This is a genomic window from Streptomyces rubellus, assembly GCF_036323805.1.
GTDB lineage: Bacteria > Actinomycetota > Actinomycetes > Streptomycetales > Streptomycetaceae > Streptomyces.
The window spans coordinates 113,894-133,841 of sequence record NZ_JAZDCX010000017.1 but is presented as its reverse complement, the minus strand read 5'-3'; the positions used below and the strand labels follow the sequence as shown (position 1 = coordinate 133,841).

The following is a 19,948-nucleotide window of genomic DNA, read 5'->3' as shown; positions in this document are numbered from 1 at the left end:
CGCGGCATGCCGATGCCGGTGCGGACCGGGTACTGGTGCCGGGGGTACTGGGTAGGCTCCGCCTCATGGAGCATGAGGTGTACGTGCCGTTCGCCGCCGAAGCCGTCCGGGCGGCGCTCGCCGAGCCGGAACGCGTCGCACGCTGCGTGTCCGGGTTCCAGCCCGACACCGCGGAGGCGGGCCCCGGGGGCGAAGTGGTCCTCCGGGGGCGGCTGAAGGTGCGGATCGGCAGCTCCAGCATCACCTACCGGGGAAGCCTGCGGCTGGCCCGGGAGGACGGCGGCGGAGACGGCGATGGAGACGGCGGCGGGACGTACACGGTCCGGGCCGAGGGCGGTGAGGCCCGGGGCGAGGGCTCGGTGGAGCTGGCCCTGACGGCGGCGACACGCCCGGCCGACGACGGCGAGGGCACGGTGCTCGTCTGCACGGCGGAACTGCGCGGTGAGGGCCGGATCACGGAGTTCGAGGAGCGGCAGCGGCACACGGCGGGCCGCCGTCTGCTGGACCGTTTCGGCGGCGAACTGGCGGCCGGTCTGGCCGCCGACCCGATCGGTCCGGGTACGGCGGCGGGCGCCGCCGGCACCGCGGCCGCGCCCGGCGGGATCGGTGAACCCGACGACAACGAGCCGGTGATCCCCGGCATCCCCGCCCCCGAGACCCCCGCCTCCGCCGAGGCCCGGGACCGGGCCGCCACCCGTGCCGGAGAGCCGGAGGATCCGGAGGAGCCGGAAGACGAACGGCCCGGGGAAGGTGCGGAGGACGGCGCGGGGAAAGGGGTCCTCGAAGTCGAGATCCCCCCGCCGGCCCCGGAGCCGACGGGTGATGAGGAGTTCGGCGGCGGAATCGGCGACGACCTCGCCGCCGGCTCCGGTGACGGCCCGGAGGACCTCGTCGAGGCCGACGACGTCGATGACCTCGACGGCGTCGACGGTATCGGTGACGTCGACGATCTCGACGATCTCGACGCGGAGCCCCGGCACGCCGCCGAGGCCGCCCACGCCCGCCGGACGATGATCGGGCGCAGCGCCGAGGAGGTGGACCACGCGCCGCCGCGCGGCCGTTACGCACCCGTACCGCCGCTCCAGGACACCCCCTCGGCAGCCGCCGTACTGCGCTGGGCCGCCCCGGCGGCCGCGCTGGTGGTGGCCTCGGCGGTCGTCGTCGGCCGGGTGCTGCGCCGCCGCCGCTGACCGGCACCGGCCGGTACCCCGGTGCCGCCAACACGGCTCCGGATGAACGCCGTTCGAGCACGACGCGGTCTAGGGTCCTGGGTGTGGCTGCTCATGACATGAGGAACGACGCGGAGAGCGGAGTGCGCCTGCGGGCGGGCGACACCGAGGTGACCGTCGAGCCGGAGCGCGGCTGCCGGATCGCCTCGCTGCGCATCGGCGGCACGGAGGTGCTGAGGCAGGGCGAGCGGTTCGGCTCGTTCGTGATGGTGCCCTGGTGCGGGCGGACCCGGCAGGGGCGTCTCCACAGTGGCGGGGAGACGTACCAACTGCCCGTGGACTCGGGGGAGCACGCGATACACGGCACCGTGCGCCGCCGGGCCTGGCGCACGGCCCGCAGCGACGAGCGCGCCGCGGCCTTCTTCTGCGACCTCACCGAACCCTGGCCCTGGCCGGGCCGGGTCACCCAACTGGTGGAACTGGCCGAGGACGGCGCCGGGCTCACCCTGACCCTGGGCGTGGAGACGTTCGGGGACTCCTTCCCCGCCCAGGCCGGCTGGCACCCCTGGTTCCTGCGCAACCTCGGCCGGGGCGGCGGGGACGTCACCCTGGACTTCGCCCCCGCCTGGCAGGAGGAGCGCGGTGCGGACCAGGTGCCCACCGGCCGCCGTACCGACCCCGGGCCCGGCCCCTGGGACGACTGCTTCGGCATGCCGGACGGGGTGGACGTGACCCTGACCTGGCCCGGCGAACTGGAGTTGAGGGTCACCAGCCGCTGCGAGTGGGTGGTCGTCTACGACGAGCAGGCCGAGGCCGTCTGTGTGGAGCCGCAGACCGGCCCGCCCAACGGGCTCAACACCCATCCCCGCCTGGTCACGCCCATCGATCCGCTGGAGGCCACCACCACCTGGACCTGGCGCCGCCCTGACCAGGAGCTGTCCTAGGCTCGTCGCCATGAGCGATGCGCGCGAGAAGCTGCTGCGGCAGATCAAGGACAAGGCCGTGGTCCACGGCAGGGTGACCCTCTCCTCCGGCAAGGAGGCCGACTACTACGTCGATCTGCGCCGGATCACCCTGGACGGCGAGGCCGCGCCGCTGGTCGGCCAGGTGCTGCTCGACCTCACCGACGGCCTGGAGTACGACGCGGTGGGCGGTCTGACCCTCGGTGCCGACCCGGTGGCCGCCGCGATGCTGCACGCCGCCACCGCGCGCGGCCGGCGGCTGGACGCCTTCGTGGTCCGCAAGGCGGGCAAGGCACACGGTCTCCAGCGCCGGATCGAGGGACCGGACGTGGCGGGCCGCCGGGTGCTGGCGGTCGAGGACACCTCCACCACGGGCGGCTCGGTGCTCACGGCGGTCGAGGCGCTGCGGGAGGCCGGGGCGGAGGTCGTGGGCGTGGCCGTCATCGTCGAGCGCGGCGCGGCCCCGGCGATCGAGAAGGCCGGACTGCCGTACTACCAGGCGTACGGCCTGGACGACCTGGGCCTGTCCTGACCGACAACCGGAGGAGGGCCGGAAGCGTCACCGTTTCACGTGAAACGGTGACGCTGGGTAGGCCGGCCGGCGGTGCGGGGCCCGCCCCCGGCGGTGAACGGATGCTGGGGTGGAGCAGGCCGCCCCGTCTGGGAGGATGGGAGCGACGATGACGTCGTTCCGTTGACCCACACCGAGCCGAACAGCTTTCGCACACCATCAAGGAGCGGACAGATGCCCATCGCAACCCCCGAGGTCTACAACGAGATGCTCGACCGGGCGAAGGCAGGCAAGTTCGCCTACCCCGCCATCAACGTGACCTCGACGCAGACGCTGCACGCCGCGCTGCGCGGTTTCGCCGAGGCGGAGAGCGACGGCATCGTCCAGATCTCCACGGGTGGCGCCGAGTTCCTGGGCGGCCAGTACAACAAGGACATGGTGACCGGCGCGGTCGCGCTGGCCGAGTTCGCGCACATCGTCGCCGAGAAGTACCCGGTCAACATCGCCCTGCACACCGACCACTGCCCCAAGGGCAAGCTGGACGGCTACGTCCGCCCGCTGCTGGAGCTCTCCCGCAAGCGCGTGGAGGCGGGCATGGGTCCGCTCTTCCAGTCCCACATGTGGGACGGCTCGGCCGAGACCCTGGCCGACAACCTGGAGATCGCCCAGGAGCTGCTGGCCGCCGCCGCTGCCGCGAAGATCATCCTGGAGGTGGAGATCACCCCCACCGGCGGTGAGGAGGACGGCGTCAGCCACGAGATCAACGACGAGCTGTACACCACCGTCGACGACGCGGTCCGCACCGCCGAGGCGCTGGGCCTGGGTGAGAAGGGCCGCTACCTGCTGGCCGCCTCCTTCGGCAACGTCCACGGCGTCTACAAGCCGGGCAACGTCGTCCTCCGTCCCGAGCTGCTCAAGGAGCTCCAGGAGGGGGTGGCCGCCAAGTTCGGCAAGCAGAGCCCGTTCGACTTCGTCTTCCACGGCGGCTCCGGCTCCACCGAGCAGGAGATCGCCACCGCGCTGGAGAACGGCGTGGTGAAGATGAACCTCGACACCGACACCCAGTACGCGTTCACCCGTCCCGTGGCGGACCACATGTTCCGCAACTACGACGGTGTGCTGAAGGTGGACGGCGAGGTCGGCGACAAGAAGACCTACGACCCGCGCAGCTGGGGCAAGCTCGCCGAGGCGGGCATGGCCGCGCGCGTGCTCCAGGCGTGCGAGAACCTGCGCTCCACGGGCACCAGGCTGAAGTAACGGGCGCGCACCCGTACCCCGGACGGGCCCGGCACCCGCATGGCGGGTGCCGGGCCCGTCCGTACCCGGACCGGGACCGTGCAGACTGGGGGCATGGTCATTCACGAGAACCTGCTCGGGGGGCCGCCCCCGACCCATCTTCCCGACGACCCCGAGCCGCGCGAGCTGCTCGCCGCGGGCACTCCCCCCGCCGATGTCGCCGCGAAGCACCCGGCCTCCTCCCTGGCCTGGGCGCAGCTCGCCGACGACGCCTACACGGCCGGGCGCATGGTCGAGTCGTACGCCTACGCCCGCACCGGCTACCACCGGGGTCTGGACGCCCTGCGCCGCAGCGGCTGGAAGGGGCACGGTCCGGTCCCCTTCGAACACGAGCCGAACCGGGGCTTCCTGCGCGCCCTGCACGCCCTGGCCCGGGCCGCCAAGGCCATCGGGGAGCAGGAGGAGTACGAACGCTGCACCACCTTCCTGAAGGAGAGCTCGCCCACCGCGGCGGCCACCCTCTCCTGACCGGCTCTTGCCGTCGCCGGGCCCCGAACCGATGATCTGCGGGTAAGGGCCCGGCGATCCCGGGCGAGCGCGCAAGGAGAACAGCCCTCATGACCTCACAGTCGTCGCAGCAGCCGGAGACCGGCACCACCGGCCCGGAGGAGCCCAACCTCGACTTCGCGGGCACCACCCCGTACGAGGACTACGTCAAGGCCGACGTCCTCACCCACCTCCAGCACCCGCTCTCCGACGATCCCGGAGAGCTGGCCTTCCTGGTGACCACCCAGGTGATGGAACTGTGGTTCACCGTCATCGTCCACGAGTGGCACACCGCCTCCCGGGCGCTGCGCGCGGACGACCTGAACCGCGCACTGGCCGCACTGCGGCGCTCCACCTACGAGCTGACCTCGCTCAACGCCTCCTGGGAGCCGCTGGCCCACCTCACCCCGGCGCAGTTCAACTCCTACCGCTCCGCCCTCGGTGAGGGCTCGGGCTTCCAGTCCGCGATGTACCGGCGGATGGAGTTCCTGCTCGGCGAGAAGTCCGCCGCCATGCTCGTCCCGCACCGCGGCGCGCCGCGCGTGCACGCCGAACTGGAGAAGGCGCTGCACGAGCCGAGCCTGTACGACGAGGTGCTGGGCTACCTCGCCCGCCGCGGCGAGGACGTCCCCCGGTCCGTGCTGGAGCGGGACGCCTCCCTGCGCTACGAGCCCGACCCGGGGGTGGAGGCGGTCTGGGCGCGGATCTACTCCGGCGACCCCGGCAGCGATCTGCTGCGGCTGGGCGAGGCGCTGACCGAGGTGGCCGAACTCGTCTGGCGCTGGCGCAACGACCATCTGACGGCCACCCGCCGCGCCATGGGCGCCAAGCAGGGCACCGGCGGCTCCGCCGGGGTGGCCTGGCTGGAGAAGCGCGCCCGCAAGAACGTCTTCCCCGAACTGTGGACGGCCCGCAGCCATGTCTGAGCACACCGAACCGCACGACGAGGCGGCCGCACTGGACGCCGCCGACGAACTGGCCGGCCGGCGCGCCGACTTCGTCCTCGACGACGAGAAGGGCGAGCCGGTCGTCTACCTCGACGGCAACTCCCTCGGCGCGCTGCCCCGCACCGTGCCCGCCCGCCTCGCCGAGGTCGTGGAACACGAGTGGGGACGGCTGCGCATCCGCTCCTGGACCGAGTCCGGCTGGTGGACCGCGCCCGAGCGCGTCGGCGACCGCATCGCCCCGATCGTCGGCGCCGCGCCCGGCCAGGTCGTCGTCGGCGACTCCACCAGCGTCAACGTCCTCAAGGCGGTGGTCGCCGCGATCCGTCTCGCCCGCGAGGACAACCCGGCCCGCACCGACCTGCTGGTCGACGAGGCCACCTTCCCCACCGACGGCTACCTCGCCGTCTCCGCCGCCCGGCTGACCGGTGCCGCGGTGCGCGCGCTGCCCGCCGAGGGGCTGCCGGGCTCGGTGGGGCCGCGTACCGCCGCCGTCCTGGCCAACCACGTCGACTACCGCACCGGCGAACTGCACGACCTGCCCGGCATCACCGCCGCCGCCCACGAGGCCGGCGCGTACACGGTGTGGGACCTGTGCCACAGCGCGGGCGCCCTGCCGGTCGGGCTGGACGAGCACGGCGTGGACCTGGCCGTCGGCTGCACGTACAAGTACCTCAACGGCGGCCCCGGCGCCCCCGCCTACCTCTACGTCCGCCGCGACCTCCAGCCGCGCTTCGACTCCCCGCTGCCCGGCTGGAACTCGCACGCCGACCCGTTCGCCATGAACCCGGAGTACGAGCCCGCCGACGGCGCCGTACGCGGCCGGGTCGGGACCCCGGACATCCTGTCCATGCTGGCGCTGGAGGAGGCACTGAAGGTCTGGGACGGGGTGGACATCGCGGCGGTGCGGGCCAAGAGCCTGGCGCTGACGGACTTCTTCCTGCGCCGTGTGGACCACTACGCGCCCGCCGGGCGGCTGGAGTGCCTCACCCCGGCCGAGCACGGCAGGCGCGGCAGCCAGGTCGCGCTGCGCTGCGCGGACGCGGGCGCGGTCATGGACGCGCTGGTCGCGCGGGGCGTGGTGGGTGACTATCGCCGCCCGGACGTGCTGCGTTTCGGCTTCACCCCGCTGTACACGTCCTTCGCCGACACCGAGCGCGCCGCCCGCGTCCTGGGCGAGGTGCTGAGGAGCCGGTGAGGCGGGACGTCAACGACGCCGAGGAGGCGGCACTGCTGGGCCTGGCCCCGGTGCCGCCGCCCGCCACCGAGCGGTACGGGTCCCACCCCTCCCAGGTGATCGACCTGTACGGGCCCGGGGAACTGTCCGGCGCGCCCCTGGTGGCCGTCCTGCACGGCGGGTTCTGGCGCGAGGCGTACGACCGCGCCCATCTCTCCCCGCTCGCCGCCGCGCTGGCGGACGGGCACGGCCTGCGGGTGGCGCTGGTGGAGTACCGGCGGGTGGGCGGGGGTGGTGGTTGGCCGGGCACCTTCGAGGACGTCGAACGCGCACTGGCGCAGCTGGCCGGGCTCGGGGAGGTGCGGGCGCTGATGGGGCACTCGGCGGGTGGTCACCTCGCGCTGTGGGCGGCGGCGCGTGGGCTGGTGCGGGGGACGGTCGTCGCCGTCGCCCCGGTGGCCGATCTCGGCCGCGCCCACGAGCTGGGGCTGAGCGGCGGCGCGGTCGCGGAGCTGCTGGGTGGCCCGGGGGAGGTGGCGGGCCGGCTGCCGGAGGCCGATCCCGTGCGGTTGCCGCCGCCCGACCCCACCGCGGTCACCGTACGGCTCCTGCACGGCACCGAGGACGCGGACGTGTCCGTCGAACTGTCCCGCCGCTACGCCGCCGCCACCGGCGCCCACCTGACCGAACTGCCCGGCACCGGCCACTACGCGCCTGTCACCCCCGGCACGGCGGCCTTCGCCCGGCTGACGGGAGCCCTCTGACGAGGGGTGCGTGCCCGGGGTCCGGGGTCCGGGGTGCGGGGTGCGGGTGGGGTGCGTGCTGGGGTCGGGGCCAGTCCGGGGCGACCATTCCGGACGGCATGATTTACGGCCGTGATCGTGTCACGTCTCCTCACCCGCTCATTGGCCGCAAATCACGCTTGAGTGTCCGGAACGGTCGCCCCTCCCCGTCCCCTCCCCGGCGTCGCCGGGTGCGCCCCGTCGTGCCTGCGGTCCTCCACGCCCACCGGCTCGTGCACGTCGTGTGACGCCCCTGGCCGTGGCCGGACGGCCACTCGCTCCTGGTGGCGAGGGTGACCGGGACGTGCCGCGGTGCGGGCCGGGTTGCCGGCCGTGCACCCGTACCTGTGAGGGCGGCCGAGGCATACCTCCCGTCGTGGGGTGCCGGTCGTTCGGCCGGGTCCGTGAGGGCGGCCGGGTTGCTGTGCGTCCCTGGTGTGCGGGGGTGTTCCCTGGCGGAGCCGGGGCGGTTTGCGGGCACGTTCGGCGGGCCGGTCCGTGCCGATCCCCGATCCGGGCGACCATCTCGGGAGCGGGATCGGCCCGGGGAGGTATGTGACGCGGTCCGCGATCGGGTGACCGTGTCGGGAGTGGGGCTGGTCTGGAGCGCAGGGGAATCGGACCGGTAGTCGGGCGACGGCGGGAGGGGACGGGGAGGGGTGACCGTTCCGGACACTCAAGCGTGATTTGCGGCCAATGAGCGGGTGAGGAGACGTGACACGTCCACGGCCGTAAATCATGCCGTCCGGAATGGTCGCCCCGGACTGGCCCCGACCCCCGCACGCACCCCACCCGCACCCGGGCGCAGCCCGTAGTACCTGAGACGGACCCACCGGGATGCGACTGGGGGCGGACGCCCCGGGGGACCGGACTGCCTAGGCTCGGTGCCGTGACCGAGACGACGACGAAGGCATCCGTCCCCGCCGACGGGCGGCGCACCGAGCTGCGGATGGCCCGAGACACCCTGCGCGGACTGCGCGAGAACCTGCTGACCGGTGCCTTCGCGTTCCGCCCGCTGCCGCCGCTGTCCGCCGACCACCGGCTGCTGCGCCGGCTGCCCGACCGGGTGCGCGGACCCGCCCGCCGGCTGCCGCACCTGGCCGTCCTGGGGCTGGCACTGCTGCTGATGTCGATCGAGATGGACAGCAGGTTCTACGACGACGGGGCCCCCCTCCGGGCGCTGCTCCTCGGGGTGCCGCTGATCATGGTGCTCTTCCGGCCCATCGGTGCCTTCTGGGTGTCGATCGGCGGTGTGCTCGTCTCCGCGACCGTCGCCGGGCGGGACTGGGGCAACTGGCCCTGGACGGACGCGGCCATCTTCTCGCATCTGACGATCATGCTGATCGTCGCCTACCGGTCCCGGCCCCGGACGGCGTTCGACATGTGGCTGGTGACCGCCCTGCCCGGCGGGCTGTTCCTGCTGCTCGCTCCCAGCTACGCCACCACCAATGTCCATCTCATGCTGATCCTCTCCGGGCTCGCCCTCACTCTCCTGCTGGGGATACGCAGTTGGCAGGACTCGCGCCGCCAGGTCGTCGAGCAGGGCGCGGTGGTGGCCGAGGAGCGTTCCCGGCGGACCCTGCTGGAGGAGCGCACCACGATCGCCCGTGAGCTGCACGACGTGGTCGCCCACCACATGTCGGTGGTCGCCATCCAGGCCGAGGCCGCCCCCTACCGGGTGCCGGACCCGCCCGAGGAGCTGGTGGCGGCGCTGGCCACCATCCGGGAGAACGCGGTGACGGCGCTGACCGAGCTGCGCCGGGTCCTGGGTGTCGTACGCGCCGACCTGCCCGGCGGGCTGGAGCTGGGGCCGGAGGCCCCGCAGCCCACCCTCGCCGATCTGGACGAGCTGCTGGACAACGTGCGGCGCGCCGGGCTGGAGGTGGAGTCGGTGCGGACGGGGAGCGTACGGCCGCTGCCGCAGGGCGTGGAGCTGTCGGCGTACCGCATCGTGCAGGAGGCGCTGAGCAACGTCCTGCGGCACGCGCCCGGTGCGCACACCCGGGTGGAGCTGGCCTATGTGCCCGTCGGGCTGGGGCTGCGGATCGTCAACGGCCCGCCGGGGGAGCCGGTGAAGGAGTCCCCGGGCAGCGGGCACGGCCTGGTGGGGATGCGGGAGCGGGCGGCGGTGCTCGGCGGGGAGCTGGACGCCGAGCCGACCGGGGACGGAGGTTTCGCGGTGGAGGTCTTCCTGCCGCTGGAGCCGGCGGAGCGGGAGCCGGACGGTGGTCCCGCGTGATCCGGGTGGTGATCACCGACGACCAGGTGATGGTCCGGGAGGGCTTCTCCGTCCTGCTGAACGCCCAGCCGGACATGGAGGTGGTCGGGGAGGCGGTCGACGGCCGGGAGGCCGTGGAGCAGGTCGCCGCGCTCGCCCCGGACGTGGTGCTCATGGACATCCGGATGCCCCGGCTCAACGGCCTGGAGGCCACCCGGGAGATCTGCGCATCGGGGGCCGCGGCGAAGGTGCTGATCCTGACCACCTACGACCTGGACGAGTACGTCTACCAGGCGCTGCGTGCCGGGGCGAGCGGCTTCCTGCTCAAGGACGCCTCCGCCCGCCAGCTCGCCGACGGCGTACGGACGGTGGCGGGTGGCGAGGCGCTGCTCGCGCCCGCGGTCACCCGGCGGCTGATCGTGGAGTTCTCCCGGCTCGCCGGGCAGTCCGGGCCGCGTGTCCCGCTCCTGGAGCGGATCGGGGATCTGACCGAGCGCGAGACCCAGGTGCTCGCGCTCGTCGCGCAGGGCCTGTCCAACGGTGAGATAGCCGCCGAGCTCGTCGTCGCCGAGTCCACGGTGAAGACCCACGTCAGCCGGGTGCTGGTCAAGCTGGGGCTGCGCGACCGCACCCAGGCGGCGGTCTTCGCGTACGAGTCGGGACTGGTCACACCGGGCGGCTGAGGCTGCCCCGACGGTCCGGGCGAGGGGGCGCGAGCGGTCACGGATCGGTTGCGCCGTCGGCGGCGCGCGGCGCGCACTCTATCCTCGACCCACAGGTGAGTTGGGGAGGAGCGGCGCGCGATGGAGCCATTGGGGGAGGGGGACCCGCGCTGGGTGGGCGGCTACCGGCTGCTGGGCGGACTGGGTGCCGGCGGGATGGGCCGGGTCTATCTGGCCCGTTCCGAGCGCGGCCGTACGGTCGCGGTGAAGGTCGTCCGTCCGGAGCTGGCCCGTGAGCGGTCCTTCCGGGAGCGCTTCGCCAAGGAGGTCACCGCCGCGCGGCGGGTCGGCGGCCAGTGGACGGCGCCGGTGCTGGACGCCGACACCGAGGCCGAGACGCCCTGGGTGGCCACCGGCTACATCGCCGGGCCGTCCCTGCAGTCGGTGGTGGAGGAGGACCACGGCCCGCTGCCGGAGCACTCGGTGTACGCGCTGGCCGCCGGGCTGGTCGAGGCGCTGCGCGCGATCCACGGCGCCGGGCTCGTGCACCGGGATCTGAAGCCGTCCAACGTGCTGGTCACGATCGACGGGCCGAAGGTGATCGACTTCGGTATCGCCCGCGCCCTGGACTCCGTCACCGAGAGCGGGCTGACCCAGACCGGCGCGGTCATCGGCTCGCCGGGCTTCATGTCGCCCGAGCAGGTGCGCGGTGAGCGCGTCACCCCGGCGAGCGACATCTTCTGCCTGGGCTCGGTGCTCGCCTTCGCCGCCACCGGCCGGATGCCGTTCGGCGGTGACGACAGCGGCTTCCACGCCCTGTTGTTCCGGATCGCCACGGAGCCGCCGGACCTGACGGGGCTGCCCGGTTCGCTGCGCGAACTGGTGGCGGCCTGCCTGGCGAAGGAGCCCGCCGACCGGCCCTCGCTGGACGAACTGGCCGCCCGGGTCGGGCCGCACGCGCCGGTGGGCGGCACCTGGCTGCCCGGCGAGGTGCTGGCCCAACTCGGCCGCCACGCCGTCCGGCTCCTGGACAGCGAGGATCCGGACGCCGCCGTGGACGCCCCCTTCGGGAGGACGGCCGGTGCCGCCGCGCCGCCGCGGCCGGGCACTCCGCCGCCGCCGTCCGTGTCCCCGGTGCCGGCCGCCCCGGGGTTCCCGGCGCCCGGCGCCGTGGTCGCCGCGCCGGGGCCCGTCGCGTACCCCTCGGCGCCGCCCACCGCGCCGGTCGGCCTGTCCGGGCCGTACGTGCCCCGGCAGCCGTGGCACTCCACGCCGCCGCAGGGCGCCGGCCCCTACCCGGCTCCTCCCGGTGTCCTGCAGCCGCTGCGCGGCGTGTCCCTGGCGCTGTGCGCGACGCTGAGCGCGGTGCTGCTGTGCACCCTGGTGGAGTTCATGCTGAACATCCGCCTCTACAACGCGCTGGACGCGACCGAGGAGACGACGCTGGGCGATCTCCGGATCGACCACGAGTCGCTGCGCACGACCACCGACGCGATGACGGGTCTGAGCGTGCTGTTCGGCCTGCCGGTGGTCGTGCTGTGGGTGCTGTGGTTCTGGCGGGCCCGGGTGAACGCCGAGGTGTTCGCGCCCGGGCGGATCCGGTACGGCCGGGGGTGGGCGGTCGGCTCCTGGTTCACCCCGGTGGTCTGCCTCTTCATGCCCAAGCAGATCGTCAACGACGTCTGGGACCACAGCGATCCGGCCGTGGACCGGGGCGACTGGTACGGCCCCCGCCGCCGCGGCACCCGCGGGCTGCTCAACAGCTGGTGGACGCTGTGGCTGTGCATGCTGCTCGGCGGGCTCCTGGAGTGGGAGTCCTGGTACGAGTCCGGGACCGTCGGCGACGCGCAGGGCACCGTGGCCTACTCGGTCCTGCTGGACCTGGTGGAGCTCCCGGCGACGCTGCTGGCGATCCTGGTGGTGCTGCGCCTGACCGGGATGCAGGAGAGCCGGGGCGCCGGCCGGCGGTGACGCCGCCGGACCGGCGGGAGCGCGAGCGGTCGGCGCGGTTGTCCGGCGGTGCGGCGGCGCAGCGCCACCAGCAGGCCGGCCACCCCCGCGAGCGCGGCACCGCCGACGGCCGCCGCCCGGGGGGAGAGTGGCTCGGAACCGGTGGCGCCGGTGTGGACGACGCCGGTGTGGACGAAGGAGCCGGACAGCAGTTCCCCGGTGCCGCACAGCACGATCACGGGATAGCTGCCGCCGACGGCCAGCCCCGGCCGTACGGCGGCGGTGGCGTGCCGCTCCCGGACCGGGCCGCCGGCGGGGCGTTCCAGGGCGACGGTCCGCTCGAAGGCGGGCGAGGAGACGGTGCCGCCCGGACCGCCCGCCTCGCACACGGCGCGTACGCCGACGGTGGTGCCCGCGCCGCCGTGGTGCGGGCTGAGGACGAGTTCCCGGCCGGTGCCGGGGGTGGCGTCGCCGGTGTCCGCGGCGGCCGGTGCCGGGTTGACGGCCAGGGCGGCTGTCAGGGCGGCGGCCAGAGCGGTTGTCAGGGCGCTTGTCAGGGTGGTGGCGAGGCAGCGGGCGGCGGTGCGCCGCCGGGGGTGCGGGGACTGCATGGCGACCTCCTGCGACGTTCCGGCACGGTGCCGGCCGGCACCGGTGGGTGCCGGTCCGTGTCGGTCCGTGTCGTCTGTGGCATCGCCCCCATGCGAGCAGCGTCCCCGGCCTCCCGCATCCCCGGCGGGCGGCGGGGGTGACACGGCTGCGCCGTACGGCGGAGCGTGACCACCCGGTCGCGTCCCGTCGTACGGCGCCTCGCCGCCGCCGGCCCGCCGGCGGCCGCCGTCAGCCGATGTCGCGGCGCCGGAAGGCGGCGATCCCGGCCACCAGCGGCACGGCCGCGAGCAGCAGCAGCCACAGGTACGGCGCCGCGGTCACCTCCGCGCCGGGCAGCTTGGGCAGGTGGGTGAACGGGCTGATGTTCATGACCGACTGCGGCAGATCCAGCGACGGGCCGATCCAGCCGATCACCAGCACCACGACGACCAGGCCCCAGGCCGCCACGCTCAGCGCGGGCAGGGCACCGAAGAGCAGCACCGCCGCCCCGGCGAGCAGCCACACCGCGGGCGTCTGCGCCAGGGAGGCGCCGGTCGCCCGCCACACCTGGCCCATGTCACCGGCGGCCAGGCCGTAGCCCAGGCCCGTGGTCAGGCCGCTGACGAGGAGCAGGAGGACCGATCCGGCGTAGGCGATGACCAGATGGCTGCTCGCCCAGCGCAGCCGGGGCAGCACCGAGGCGAGGAGCGGCTCGGCGCGTTCGGAGGTCTCCTCGCCGCGCATCCGCAGCACCGCGCTCACCGCGTAGATCGCCGCGAGCATGCCGAACAGGCCGATCATGGCGGCGAGGAAGGCGTCGGTGATGCCCTGGGCACCGCCCATCCGCTCGATGATCTCGCGGCTCTGCTCGTTGTCGCCGATCAGCTCGTCCGCACCGTCCGCCATGGCTCCGAAGGCGAAGCCGCCCAGTGCGAAGCCGGTGCCCCAGCCCAGCAGGGAGCCGCGCTGGAGCCGCCAGGCCAGTCCGTACACTCCGCCGATCCGGCCCTCGGCGGGGCCGGGGCGGGTGGCCAGGAAGCTGGCGCCGACGTCGCGCCGCCCGGCCAGTCCGTACGCCACGGCGGACACCACCACGGTCAGGGCCACCATCAGCAGCAGCACCCAGAACCGCTCGTCGGCGTACGGCCGCACGTTCCGCGTCCAGCCCAGCGGGGAGAGCCAGGCCAGTGGGGAGGAGCCGTCCGCCGTACCGGAGTCGCCGGCGGCGCGCAGCATGAACGCGGCGCCGAGCGCGGCGCCGGTCAGCCCCTTGGCGAGCCGGGCGCTCTCGGTGAGCTGGGCGGCCAGGGCGGCGAAGGCGGCGAAGACCATGCCGGTGCCGCCGATGGTGAGTCCCGTCGCCACCGAGCCCGCGGTGGGCAGGCCGATGCCGATCAGGCCGAGGGCGATGAGGACGGCGGCCGCGGCGTTGGCGACGGCGGCGGCCAGCAGTGCGGCGGTCAGCGGTGCGCGGTGGCCGACCACGGCGGCGGAGATCAGCTCCTGGCGGCCGGTCTCCTCCTCCTCGCGGGTGTGCCGCACCACGATCACCATGCTCACGATGGCGATGAGCACGCTTCCGGTGGTGAGCAGCTCCCACACCGAGACCGCGCCGAGGGTGGGCTCGAAGACCGGGCCGTAGATCGCGCGCATCGAGGCGTTGGCGTTCGTCGACCGGGCCATGTCGGCGCGCTCGGCCGCGGTCGGGTAGAACTGCTCGACGGCCACGGCGCTCTGGGTGGCGAGCACGGCGAGCAGGATCACCCACACCGGGATCAGCAGCCGGTCGCGGCGCAGGGCGAGCCGCAGCAGCGTCCCGGTGCCGGCCAGGTCCTGACGGGAGCCGCCGCGGCGCTCGGGGGCCGGCGCCGTGCGGGTGGGGGGAGAGGTCACGGCGGTCACGGCGCCACCGCCCGCTCGGCCTGCTCGGTCTCGCCGGTGCCGTCCGCCGGGAGCTCCTCCTGGTAGTGCCGCAGGAACAGCTCCTCCAGGGTGGGCGGCGTGCTGGTCAGGCTGCGGACGCCGGCCTCGCTGAGCCGCCGCAGCACGGCGTCCAGCTTGTCGGTGTCCACCTGGAGCCGCACCCGCCTGTCCCGCACCTCCAGGTCGTGCACCCCGGGCAGCCCGGAGAGCCCGTCCGGTTCGCTCGCCAGTTCGGCGCTCACGGAGGTGCGGGTCAGGTGCCGCAGGTCGGCGAGGGAGCCGCTCTCCACGGTGACGCCCTTGCGGATGATGCTCACCCGGTCGCAGAGCGCCTCGACCTCGCTGAGGATGTGGCTGGAGAGCAGCACCGTGCGGCCGCGGTCGCGCTCCTCGGCGACGCAGTCCCGGAAGACGCCCTCCATCAGCGGGTCGAGGCCGGAGGTGGGCTCGTCCAGGATCAGCAGTTCGGCGTCGGAGGCGAGGGCGGCGACCAGGGCGACCTTCTGCCGGTTCCCCTTGGAGTACGTCCGGCCCTTCTTGGTCGGATCCAGCTCGAAGCGTTCCAGCAACTCGGCCCGGCGTTTGCGGTCGAGGCCGCCGCGCAGCCGCCCGTAGAGGTCGATGACCTCCCCGCCGGAGAGGTTGCGCCACAGGTTGACGTCACCGGGCACGTACGCCAGCCGCCGGTGCAGTTCGACGGCGTCGTCCCAGGGATCGCCGTCCAGCAGGCGGGCGGTGCCGCTGTCGGGGCGCAGCAGCCCCAGCAGCACGCGGATGGTGGTGGACTTCCCGGAGCCGTTGGGGCCGAGGAAACCGTGCACCTCCCCGGTCTCCACCTGCAGGTCGAGCCCGTCGAGCGCGCGGGTCCGGCCGAAGGTCTTGACGAGGCCGGACACCGAGATAGCCGTGGTTGCCGTGGTCATGGTTCTGAAACTACGCTGAATTCACAATCTTGTGAAGTTGCAAAACGGCCATGATGGTCCGACCTGCCGTGAACTGGAAGGATGGCCGTGTGGTGAACGAGCATTCGAGCGAGGCGGACGGGGCGTACGCGCCGGGGGGCCCGGCGGACGAGGCCCGGGCCGCCGAGGTCGCCGACTTCGTCGAGCGCTTCGCCGCGGAGCTGACCCAGGCCGGTCTGCAGCGCATGGCCTCGCGGGTCTTCGCCTGCCTGCTGGCCGACCATGCGGGCGTGCTCAGCTCCGCCGAGCTCTCCGAGCGGCTGAGGATCAGCCCGGCCGCCGTCTCCGGCGCCATCCGCTACCTCTCCCAGGTGCACCTGGTCACCCGTGAGCGGGAGCCCGGGTCGCGCCGCGAGCGCTACCGGGTGCACGTGGACGTCTGGTACCGGGCGATGACCGACCGCGGACCGCTGCTGGACCGCTGGACGGCCACCCTGGAGCGGGGCGTCAAGGCCCTCGGGCCCGACACCCCGGCGGGGCGCCGGATGGCCGAGTCGGCCGAGTTCTTCGCGTTCATGCGGCGTGAGGTGCCGCTGATGATGGAACGCTGGTACGCCCACCGCGACGCGGACCGGGCCGGGGGGCACGACGGGACCGCCGGCGCCGGGCACCGCTGACGGGTGGGGGTCCGGGGGTTCCGGGCTCCCCCGGGTTCCGGCGTTCCGGTACGGGCCCGGTACGGCCGCCTCAGGACGGGGACGGGGCGGCCCGCGGGACCGGGACCGTCAGCCGCAGCGCCGAGGGGTGCGCCGTCCAGGTGCGGGTGTGGACCGGGCCGGAGACCACCGCGTCGGCGCGGTAGCGGAAGTGCGGCCCGGACACCGTGACCGTCCGCGCCCTCACCCGCACCGGGCCGGGCACCGAGCGCTGCCGTACCACCACGTTCGCGAGACCGCCGTCCGGCGCCAGCCGGACGTCCTCCACCGGGCGGTCCAGATCCGTCAGCAGCACCCCGTCCGCCTCCACGCGCAGCCGCGGCGTCTCCGGCCCGGGTGCGGGCCGGGCCAGGGTGCGCACCAGGGTCCGGCAGCGGTCCAGCACCCCGCCGTCCCCGTCCGCCGGCCGCTGCCGCACCGGCGGGATGCGCAGCCCGCCCAGCACCACCCCGCCGCTGTCGTCTATCAGCAGGTCGAACCGCTGCTCGGCGCCCTCCAGCACGGCCCGCGCCGCCCGCACCGCGTCCAGCGGCACCCCCAGCGACCCGGCCAGCGCGACCGATCCCGGCCGCCCGACCGGCACCACCGCCAGCGCGCAGTCCGGCAGTTCGCGCTTCAGGTGCAGCAGCCGAACCGTACGCAGCAGGGCCCGGTCGTCACCGATCACCACCGGGCGCCGCCGTCCCCGGTGGGCCAGCGCCCGGGCGATCTCCTCGGGACCGTCCGGCAGACACACCTTCATCCTGGGGGCGCCCGCGCACAGTACGTCCCTGGCGATCCGTACGGACTCCCCGTCCGTACGCCTGGCGAGCGGGTCGATGAGCACGAGCAGCGGATGCGGAACCGGCACCTCGGTCCTTTCGGGTCGTACGCGGCGTGGTCGGCGGTGGCGGGCGGCGGCGGGGCGGTGGGCGGTGGGGACGGTACTGGGCGGTGCCCGGGCGGGGAGCGGTGGGGACCGCGACCGGAACGCCGCGTTCGCCTCCCGTCGGAGGAGTCCGGTAATCTCTCGGTGCAAGAGCCCCTGCCGCTGTTGCGCCAGGGGCTTCGTCGATTCGGGGCACCGGTCCGACGGCTCTTGGCCGGCGGGTGGCCGGCACGCACGTTGGACATGCCCCGACGGGAAGGGGTGTACGCCTGTGCCCGCACTTGTGCTGCTCGGGGCTCAGTGGGGTGACGAGGGCAAGGGGAAGGCCACTGACCTGCTCGGTGGCTCGGTGGACTACGTGGTGCGCTACCAGGGCGGCAACAACGCCGGCCACACGGTCGTCGTCGGCGACCAGAAGTACGCGCTGCACCTGCTGCCCTCCGGCATCCTCTCCCCCGACTGCGTCCCGGTGATCGGCAACGGCGTCGTGGTGGACCCGGCGGTCCTGCTGTCGGAGCTGCGCGGTCTGGAGGAGCGCGGCGTCGACACCTCGAAGCTGCTGCTCAGCGGTAACGCGCATCTGATCACGCCGTACCACACCACGATGGACAAGGTCTCCGAGCGCTTCCTGGGCAAGCGGAAGATCGGCACCACCGGCCGCGGCATCGGCCCGACGTACGCCGACAAGATCAACCGGGTGGGCATCCGCGTCCAGGACCTGTTCGACGAGTCGATCCTGGCGCAGAAGGTCGAGGCGGCCCTCGACCAGAAGAACCAGATCCTCGCCAAGCTCTACAACCGCCGCGCCATCGCCGCCGAGCAGGTCGTCGAGGAACTGCTGGGCTACGCGGACAAGCTGCGCGGCTACGTCTGCGACACCACGCTGGTGCTCAACGACGCCCTGGACGAGGACAAGGTCGTCCTCTTCGAGGGTGGCCAGGGCACCCTGCTCGACGTGGACCACGGCACCTATCCGTTCGTGACCTCCTCCAACCCGACCGCGGGCGGCGCCTGCACCGGATCGGGCGTCGGGCCGACGCGGATCGGCCGGGTCATCGGCATCCTCAAGGCGTACACCACGCGGGTCGGGGCCGGTCCCTTCCCGACCGAGTTGTTCGACGAGGACGGGGAGAAGCTGCGCGCCATCGGTGGCGAGCGGGGTGTCACCACCGGCCGCGACCGGCGCTGCGGCTGGTTCGACGCGGTGATCGCCCGGTACGCCACCCGGGTCAACGGGCTCACCGACTTCTTCCTCACCAAGCTGGACGTGCTCACCGGCTGGGAGCGGATCCCGGTCTGCGTCGCGTACGAGATCGACGGCCGGCGGGTGGACGAGCTGCCCTACAGCCAGACCGACTTCCACCACGCCAAGCCGGTCTACGAGATGCTGCCGGGTTGGTCGGAGGACCTCTCCGGGGCCAAGACCTTCGAGGACCTGCCGAAGAACGCGAGGGACTACGTGAAGGCGCTGGAGGAGATGTCGGGGGCGCCGGTCTCCGCCATCGGCGTGGGGCCGGGGCGGGACGAGACGATCCAGATCAACCCGTTCCTCTGAGCGGCCCCGGGGCAGCCGGTCCGGCGGGTTCCGCCGGTGCCCCGGGCCGCCGGGCCGTCGCGCCGCGCCGCCGTGTCCGGCGGCGCGGCTTCACGGCTCCGGGAGCTCCAGGGCGTCCAGCGCCTTCGACAGCCGCTCCAGTGTCCCGCGCACCTCGGTGAGATCCGCCTCCCCGCCCAGCGCCCCCGCCAGCCGGGCCGCGAACTCGGCATGGCCGGGGGTGATCCGCGCGACCGCCGCGCGGCCCTCCTCGGTGGGGGCGAGCAGTTTGGCGCGGCGGTGCGCGGGATTGGGCTCGTACACCGCCAGGCCGCGTTCGACCAGCAGATCGGCGACGCGCTGCACGCTCTGCCGGGTGATGCCCATGGTCCGGGCTATCCCGGCCACCGGCAGCGGCTCGCGCAGCACCGCGCCGAGCACCTGCCACCAGGCGGCGGTCAGCCCGGCGGGCCGGGCCAGCCGTTCGGCGGCGGCCAGGAACTGGCCGTTCAGCCGGAAGACGGTCAGCGCCGTGCCCGACAGCAGTTCGGCGGCGCTCACGCCGCCCCGCCCCCCGGGTGCGCGCCGTGCGCCCCGCGCACCGCGGCCGCGCCGCCGTCCTCTCCGGCGCCGCCGGCCCCTCCGTTCTCGTAAGCCGTCAGCACCTCGTAGGCCGCCGCGTCCGAGTGCCGGAACAGCCGGAACCAGGCGTCGGTCACCTCGGCCGGGTGGGCGGCGAGCCGGGTGAGGATCTCACGGGCGAACGCGACCGGCTCGGTGGGCCCGGCGGTGATCAGGTCGCCGTCGGTGTACGCGTCGGCCTCCCGGTAGCGTGCGCCGCCCCGGTAGCCGGTGGCGGCCAGCACTTCGGCCGCCGCGCCCGTGTGGTCCCGGTCGTCGAGAAGGCCCTCCTTCGCCAGCCCGGTCACGGCCCCGCAGATCGCCGCGACCGGCACCCCCGCGTCGAGGAAGCGGCGGGCCGCGCCCGCGAAGGGCGGCAGGACCTGCTCCCAGGCGTCCGCGCCCGGCAGGATCAGCAGCGCGCTGTCGCCGGGGCGCAGATCGGCGATCGACAGGTGGGGCGTCACCCGCATCCCGCCCATGCTGATCACCGGCTCGCCGCTCTCGCCGACGTACACCACATGGTGTCCGGCCCCCGCCAGCGCGGTGGTCGCATAGGCGGGCTCCCAGTCGGCGAACGTGTCGTAGACGGCGACATGGACGGTCCTGCGCTCCACGGTTCCTCCTCACAGGGCC

General features: G+C 74.1%; 19 protein-coding genes. 13 read left to right on the top strand and 6 right to left on the bottom strand.

Annotated elements, in window-relative coordinates; all coding sequences use genetic code 11:
• The first annotated feature begins 65 nt into the window (after positions 1–65).
• The 11 genes from V1L54_RS20475 (at position 66) to V1L54_RS20425 (ending at position 12,178) form a co-directional block, all read left to right on the top strand.
• Complete coding sequence (locus tag V1L54_RS20475; protein ID WP_330119517.1) at positions 66–1,190, top strand: SRPBCC family protein; 1,125 nt, start codon at positions 66–68, stop codon at positions 1,188–1,190.
• Positions 1,191–1,288: 98 nt separating this feature from the next.
• Complete coding sequence (locus V1L54_RS20470; protein ID WP_330119538.1) at positions 1,289–2,113, top strand: aldose epimerase family protein; 825 nt, start codon at positions 1,289–1,291, stop codon at positions 2,111–2,113.
• A gap of 10 nt (positions 2,114–2,123) precedes the next feature.
• A complete protein-coding gene (gene pyrE / locus V1L54_RS20465; protein WP_330119516.1) occupies positions 2,124–2,663 on the top strand; it encodes an orotate phosphoribosyltransferase in 540 nt (179 codons plus the stop codon).
• A gap of 213 nt (positions 2,664–2,876) precedes the next feature.
• Positions 2,877–3,899, top strand: coding sequence for a class II fructose-bisphosphate aldolase (gene fbaA, locus V1L54_RS20460; protein WP_330119515.1), 1,023 nt, complete (start codon positions 2,877–2,879; stop codon positions 3,897–3,899).
• A gap of 93 nt (positions 3,900–3,992) precedes the next feature.
• Positions 3,993–4,406: a DUF3151 domain-containing protein gene (locus V1L54_RS20455; RefSeq protein WP_330119514.1), complete on the top strand. Its 414-nt coding sequence runs from the start codon at positions 3,993–3,995 to the stop codon at positions 4,404–4,406.
• Positions 4,407–4,495: 89 nt separating this feature from the next.
• A complete protein-coding gene (locus tag V1L54_RS20450) occupies positions 4,496–5,350 on the top strand; it encodes a tryptophan 2,3-dioxygenase family protein (protein WP_330119513.1) in 855 nt (284 codons plus the stop codon).
• The gene (kynU, locus tag V1L54_RS20445) at positions 5,343–6,566 is read left to right on the top strand and encodes a kynureninase (protein WP_330119512.1); all 1,224 of its coding nucleotides are present in this window, start codon (positions 5,343–5,345) and stop codon (positions 6,564–6,566) included. Before V1L54_RS20450 ends, kynU begins: the two co-directional genes overlap by 8 nt.
• Entirely contained in the window at positions 6,563–7,309 is a 747-nt protein-coding gene (locus V1L54_RS20440; protein WP_330119511.1) for an alpha/beta hydrolase family protein, read from the top strand. The genes kynU and V1L54_RS20440 overlap by 4 nt, the downstream gene beginning before the upstream one ends.
• 907 nt (positions 7,310–8,216) lie before the next feature.
• Positions 8,217–9,566, top strand: coding sequence for a sensor histidine kinase (locus V1L54_RS20435; protein WP_330119510.1), 1,350 nt, complete (start codon positions 8,217–8,219; stop codon positions 9,564–9,566).
• Positions 9,563–10,228, top strand: a complete 666-nt coding sequence (locus V1L54_RS20430) for a response regulator (protein WP_330119509.1) — start codon at positions 9,563–9,565, stop codon at positions 10,226–10,228. Before V1L54_RS20435 ends, V1L54_RS20430 begins: the two co-directional genes overlap by 4 nt.
• Positions 10,229–10,348: 120 nt before the next feature.
• Complete coding sequence (locus V1L54_RS20425; protein WP_330119508.1) at positions 10,349–12,178, top strand: protein kinase domain-containing protein; 1,830 nt, start codon at positions 10,349–10,351, stop codon at positions 12,176–12,178.
• Here the strand turns inward: V1L54_RS20425 and V1L54_RS20420 are convergent.
• From V1L54_RS20420 to V1L54_RS20410, 3 genes are all read right to left on the bottom strand, one after another.
• Positions 12,070–12,768, bottom strand: coding sequence for a hypothetical protein (locus V1L54_RS20420; protein WP_330119507.1), 699 nt, complete (start codon positions 12,766–12,768; stop codon positions 12,070–12,072). The two genes, V1L54_RS20425 and V1L54_RS20420, sit on opposite strands and share 109 nt — an antisense overlap.
• A gap of 229 nt (positions 12,769–12,997) precedes the next feature.
• On the bottom strand, positions 12,998–14,641 hold the full coding sequence (locus V1L54_RS20415) for an ABC transporter permease (RefSeq protein ID WP_443076716.1): 1,644 nt from the start codon (positions 14,639–14,641) through the stop codon (positions 12,998–13,000).
• A gap of 5 nt (positions 14,642–14,646) precedes the next feature.
• Positions 14,647–15,594 carry an ABC transporter ATP-binding protein gene (locus tag V1L54_RS20410; protein ID WP_330119505.1) on the bottom strand — a complete coding sequence of 316 codons (948 nt, stop codon included), beginning with the start codon at positions 15,592–15,594 and terminating at the stop codon, positions 14,647–14,649.
• Between the two features lie 92 nt (positions 15,595–15,686).
• On the opposite strand from V1L54_RS20410, the gene V1L54_RS20405 reads away from it, so the two are divergent.
• Positions 15,687–16,250 (top strand): GbsR/MarR family transcriptional regulator, encoded by a 564-nt coding sequence (locus tag V1L54_RS20405; protein WP_443076715.1) that lies wholly within the window; start codon positions 15,687–15,689, stop codon positions 16,248–16,250.
• A gap of 70 nt (positions 16,251–16,320) precedes the next feature.
• On the opposite strand, the gene V1L54_RS20400 is transcribed toward V1L54_RS20405, so the two are convergent.
• Positions 16,321–17,139, bottom strand: coding sequence for a diacylglycerol kinase (locus V1L54_RS20400; RefSeq protein ID WP_330119504.1), 819 nt, complete (start codon positions 17,137–17,139; stop codon positions 16,321–16,323).
• Between the two features lie 289 nt (positions 17,140–17,428).
• Between V1L54_RS20400 and V1L54_RS20395 the strand changes: the two genes are divergently transcribed.
• Positions 17,429–18,712: an adenylosuccinate synthase gene (locus V1L54_RS20395; protein ID WP_330119503.1), complete on the top strand. Its 1,284-nt coding sequence runs from the start codon at positions 17,429–17,431 to the stop codon at positions 18,710–18,712.
• 90 nt (positions 18,713–18,802) lie between these two features.
• Here V1L54_RS20395 and V1L54_RS20390 read toward each other — a convergent pair whose 3' ends face one another.
• A complete protein-coding gene (locus V1L54_RS20390) occupies positions 18,803–19,252 on the bottom strand; it encodes a MarR family winged helix-turn-helix transcriptional regulator (protein ID WP_330119502.1) in 450 nt (149 codons plus the stop codon).
• Positions 19,249–19,929, bottom strand: a complete 681-nt coding sequence (locus V1L54_RS20385; RefSeq protein WP_330119501.1) for a DJ-1/PfpI family protein — start codon at positions 19,927–19,929, stop codon at positions 19,249–19,251. The genes V1L54_RS20390 and V1L54_RS20385 overlap by 4 nt, the downstream gene beginning before the upstream one ends.
• Positions 19,930–19,948 lie beyond the last annotated feature (19 nt).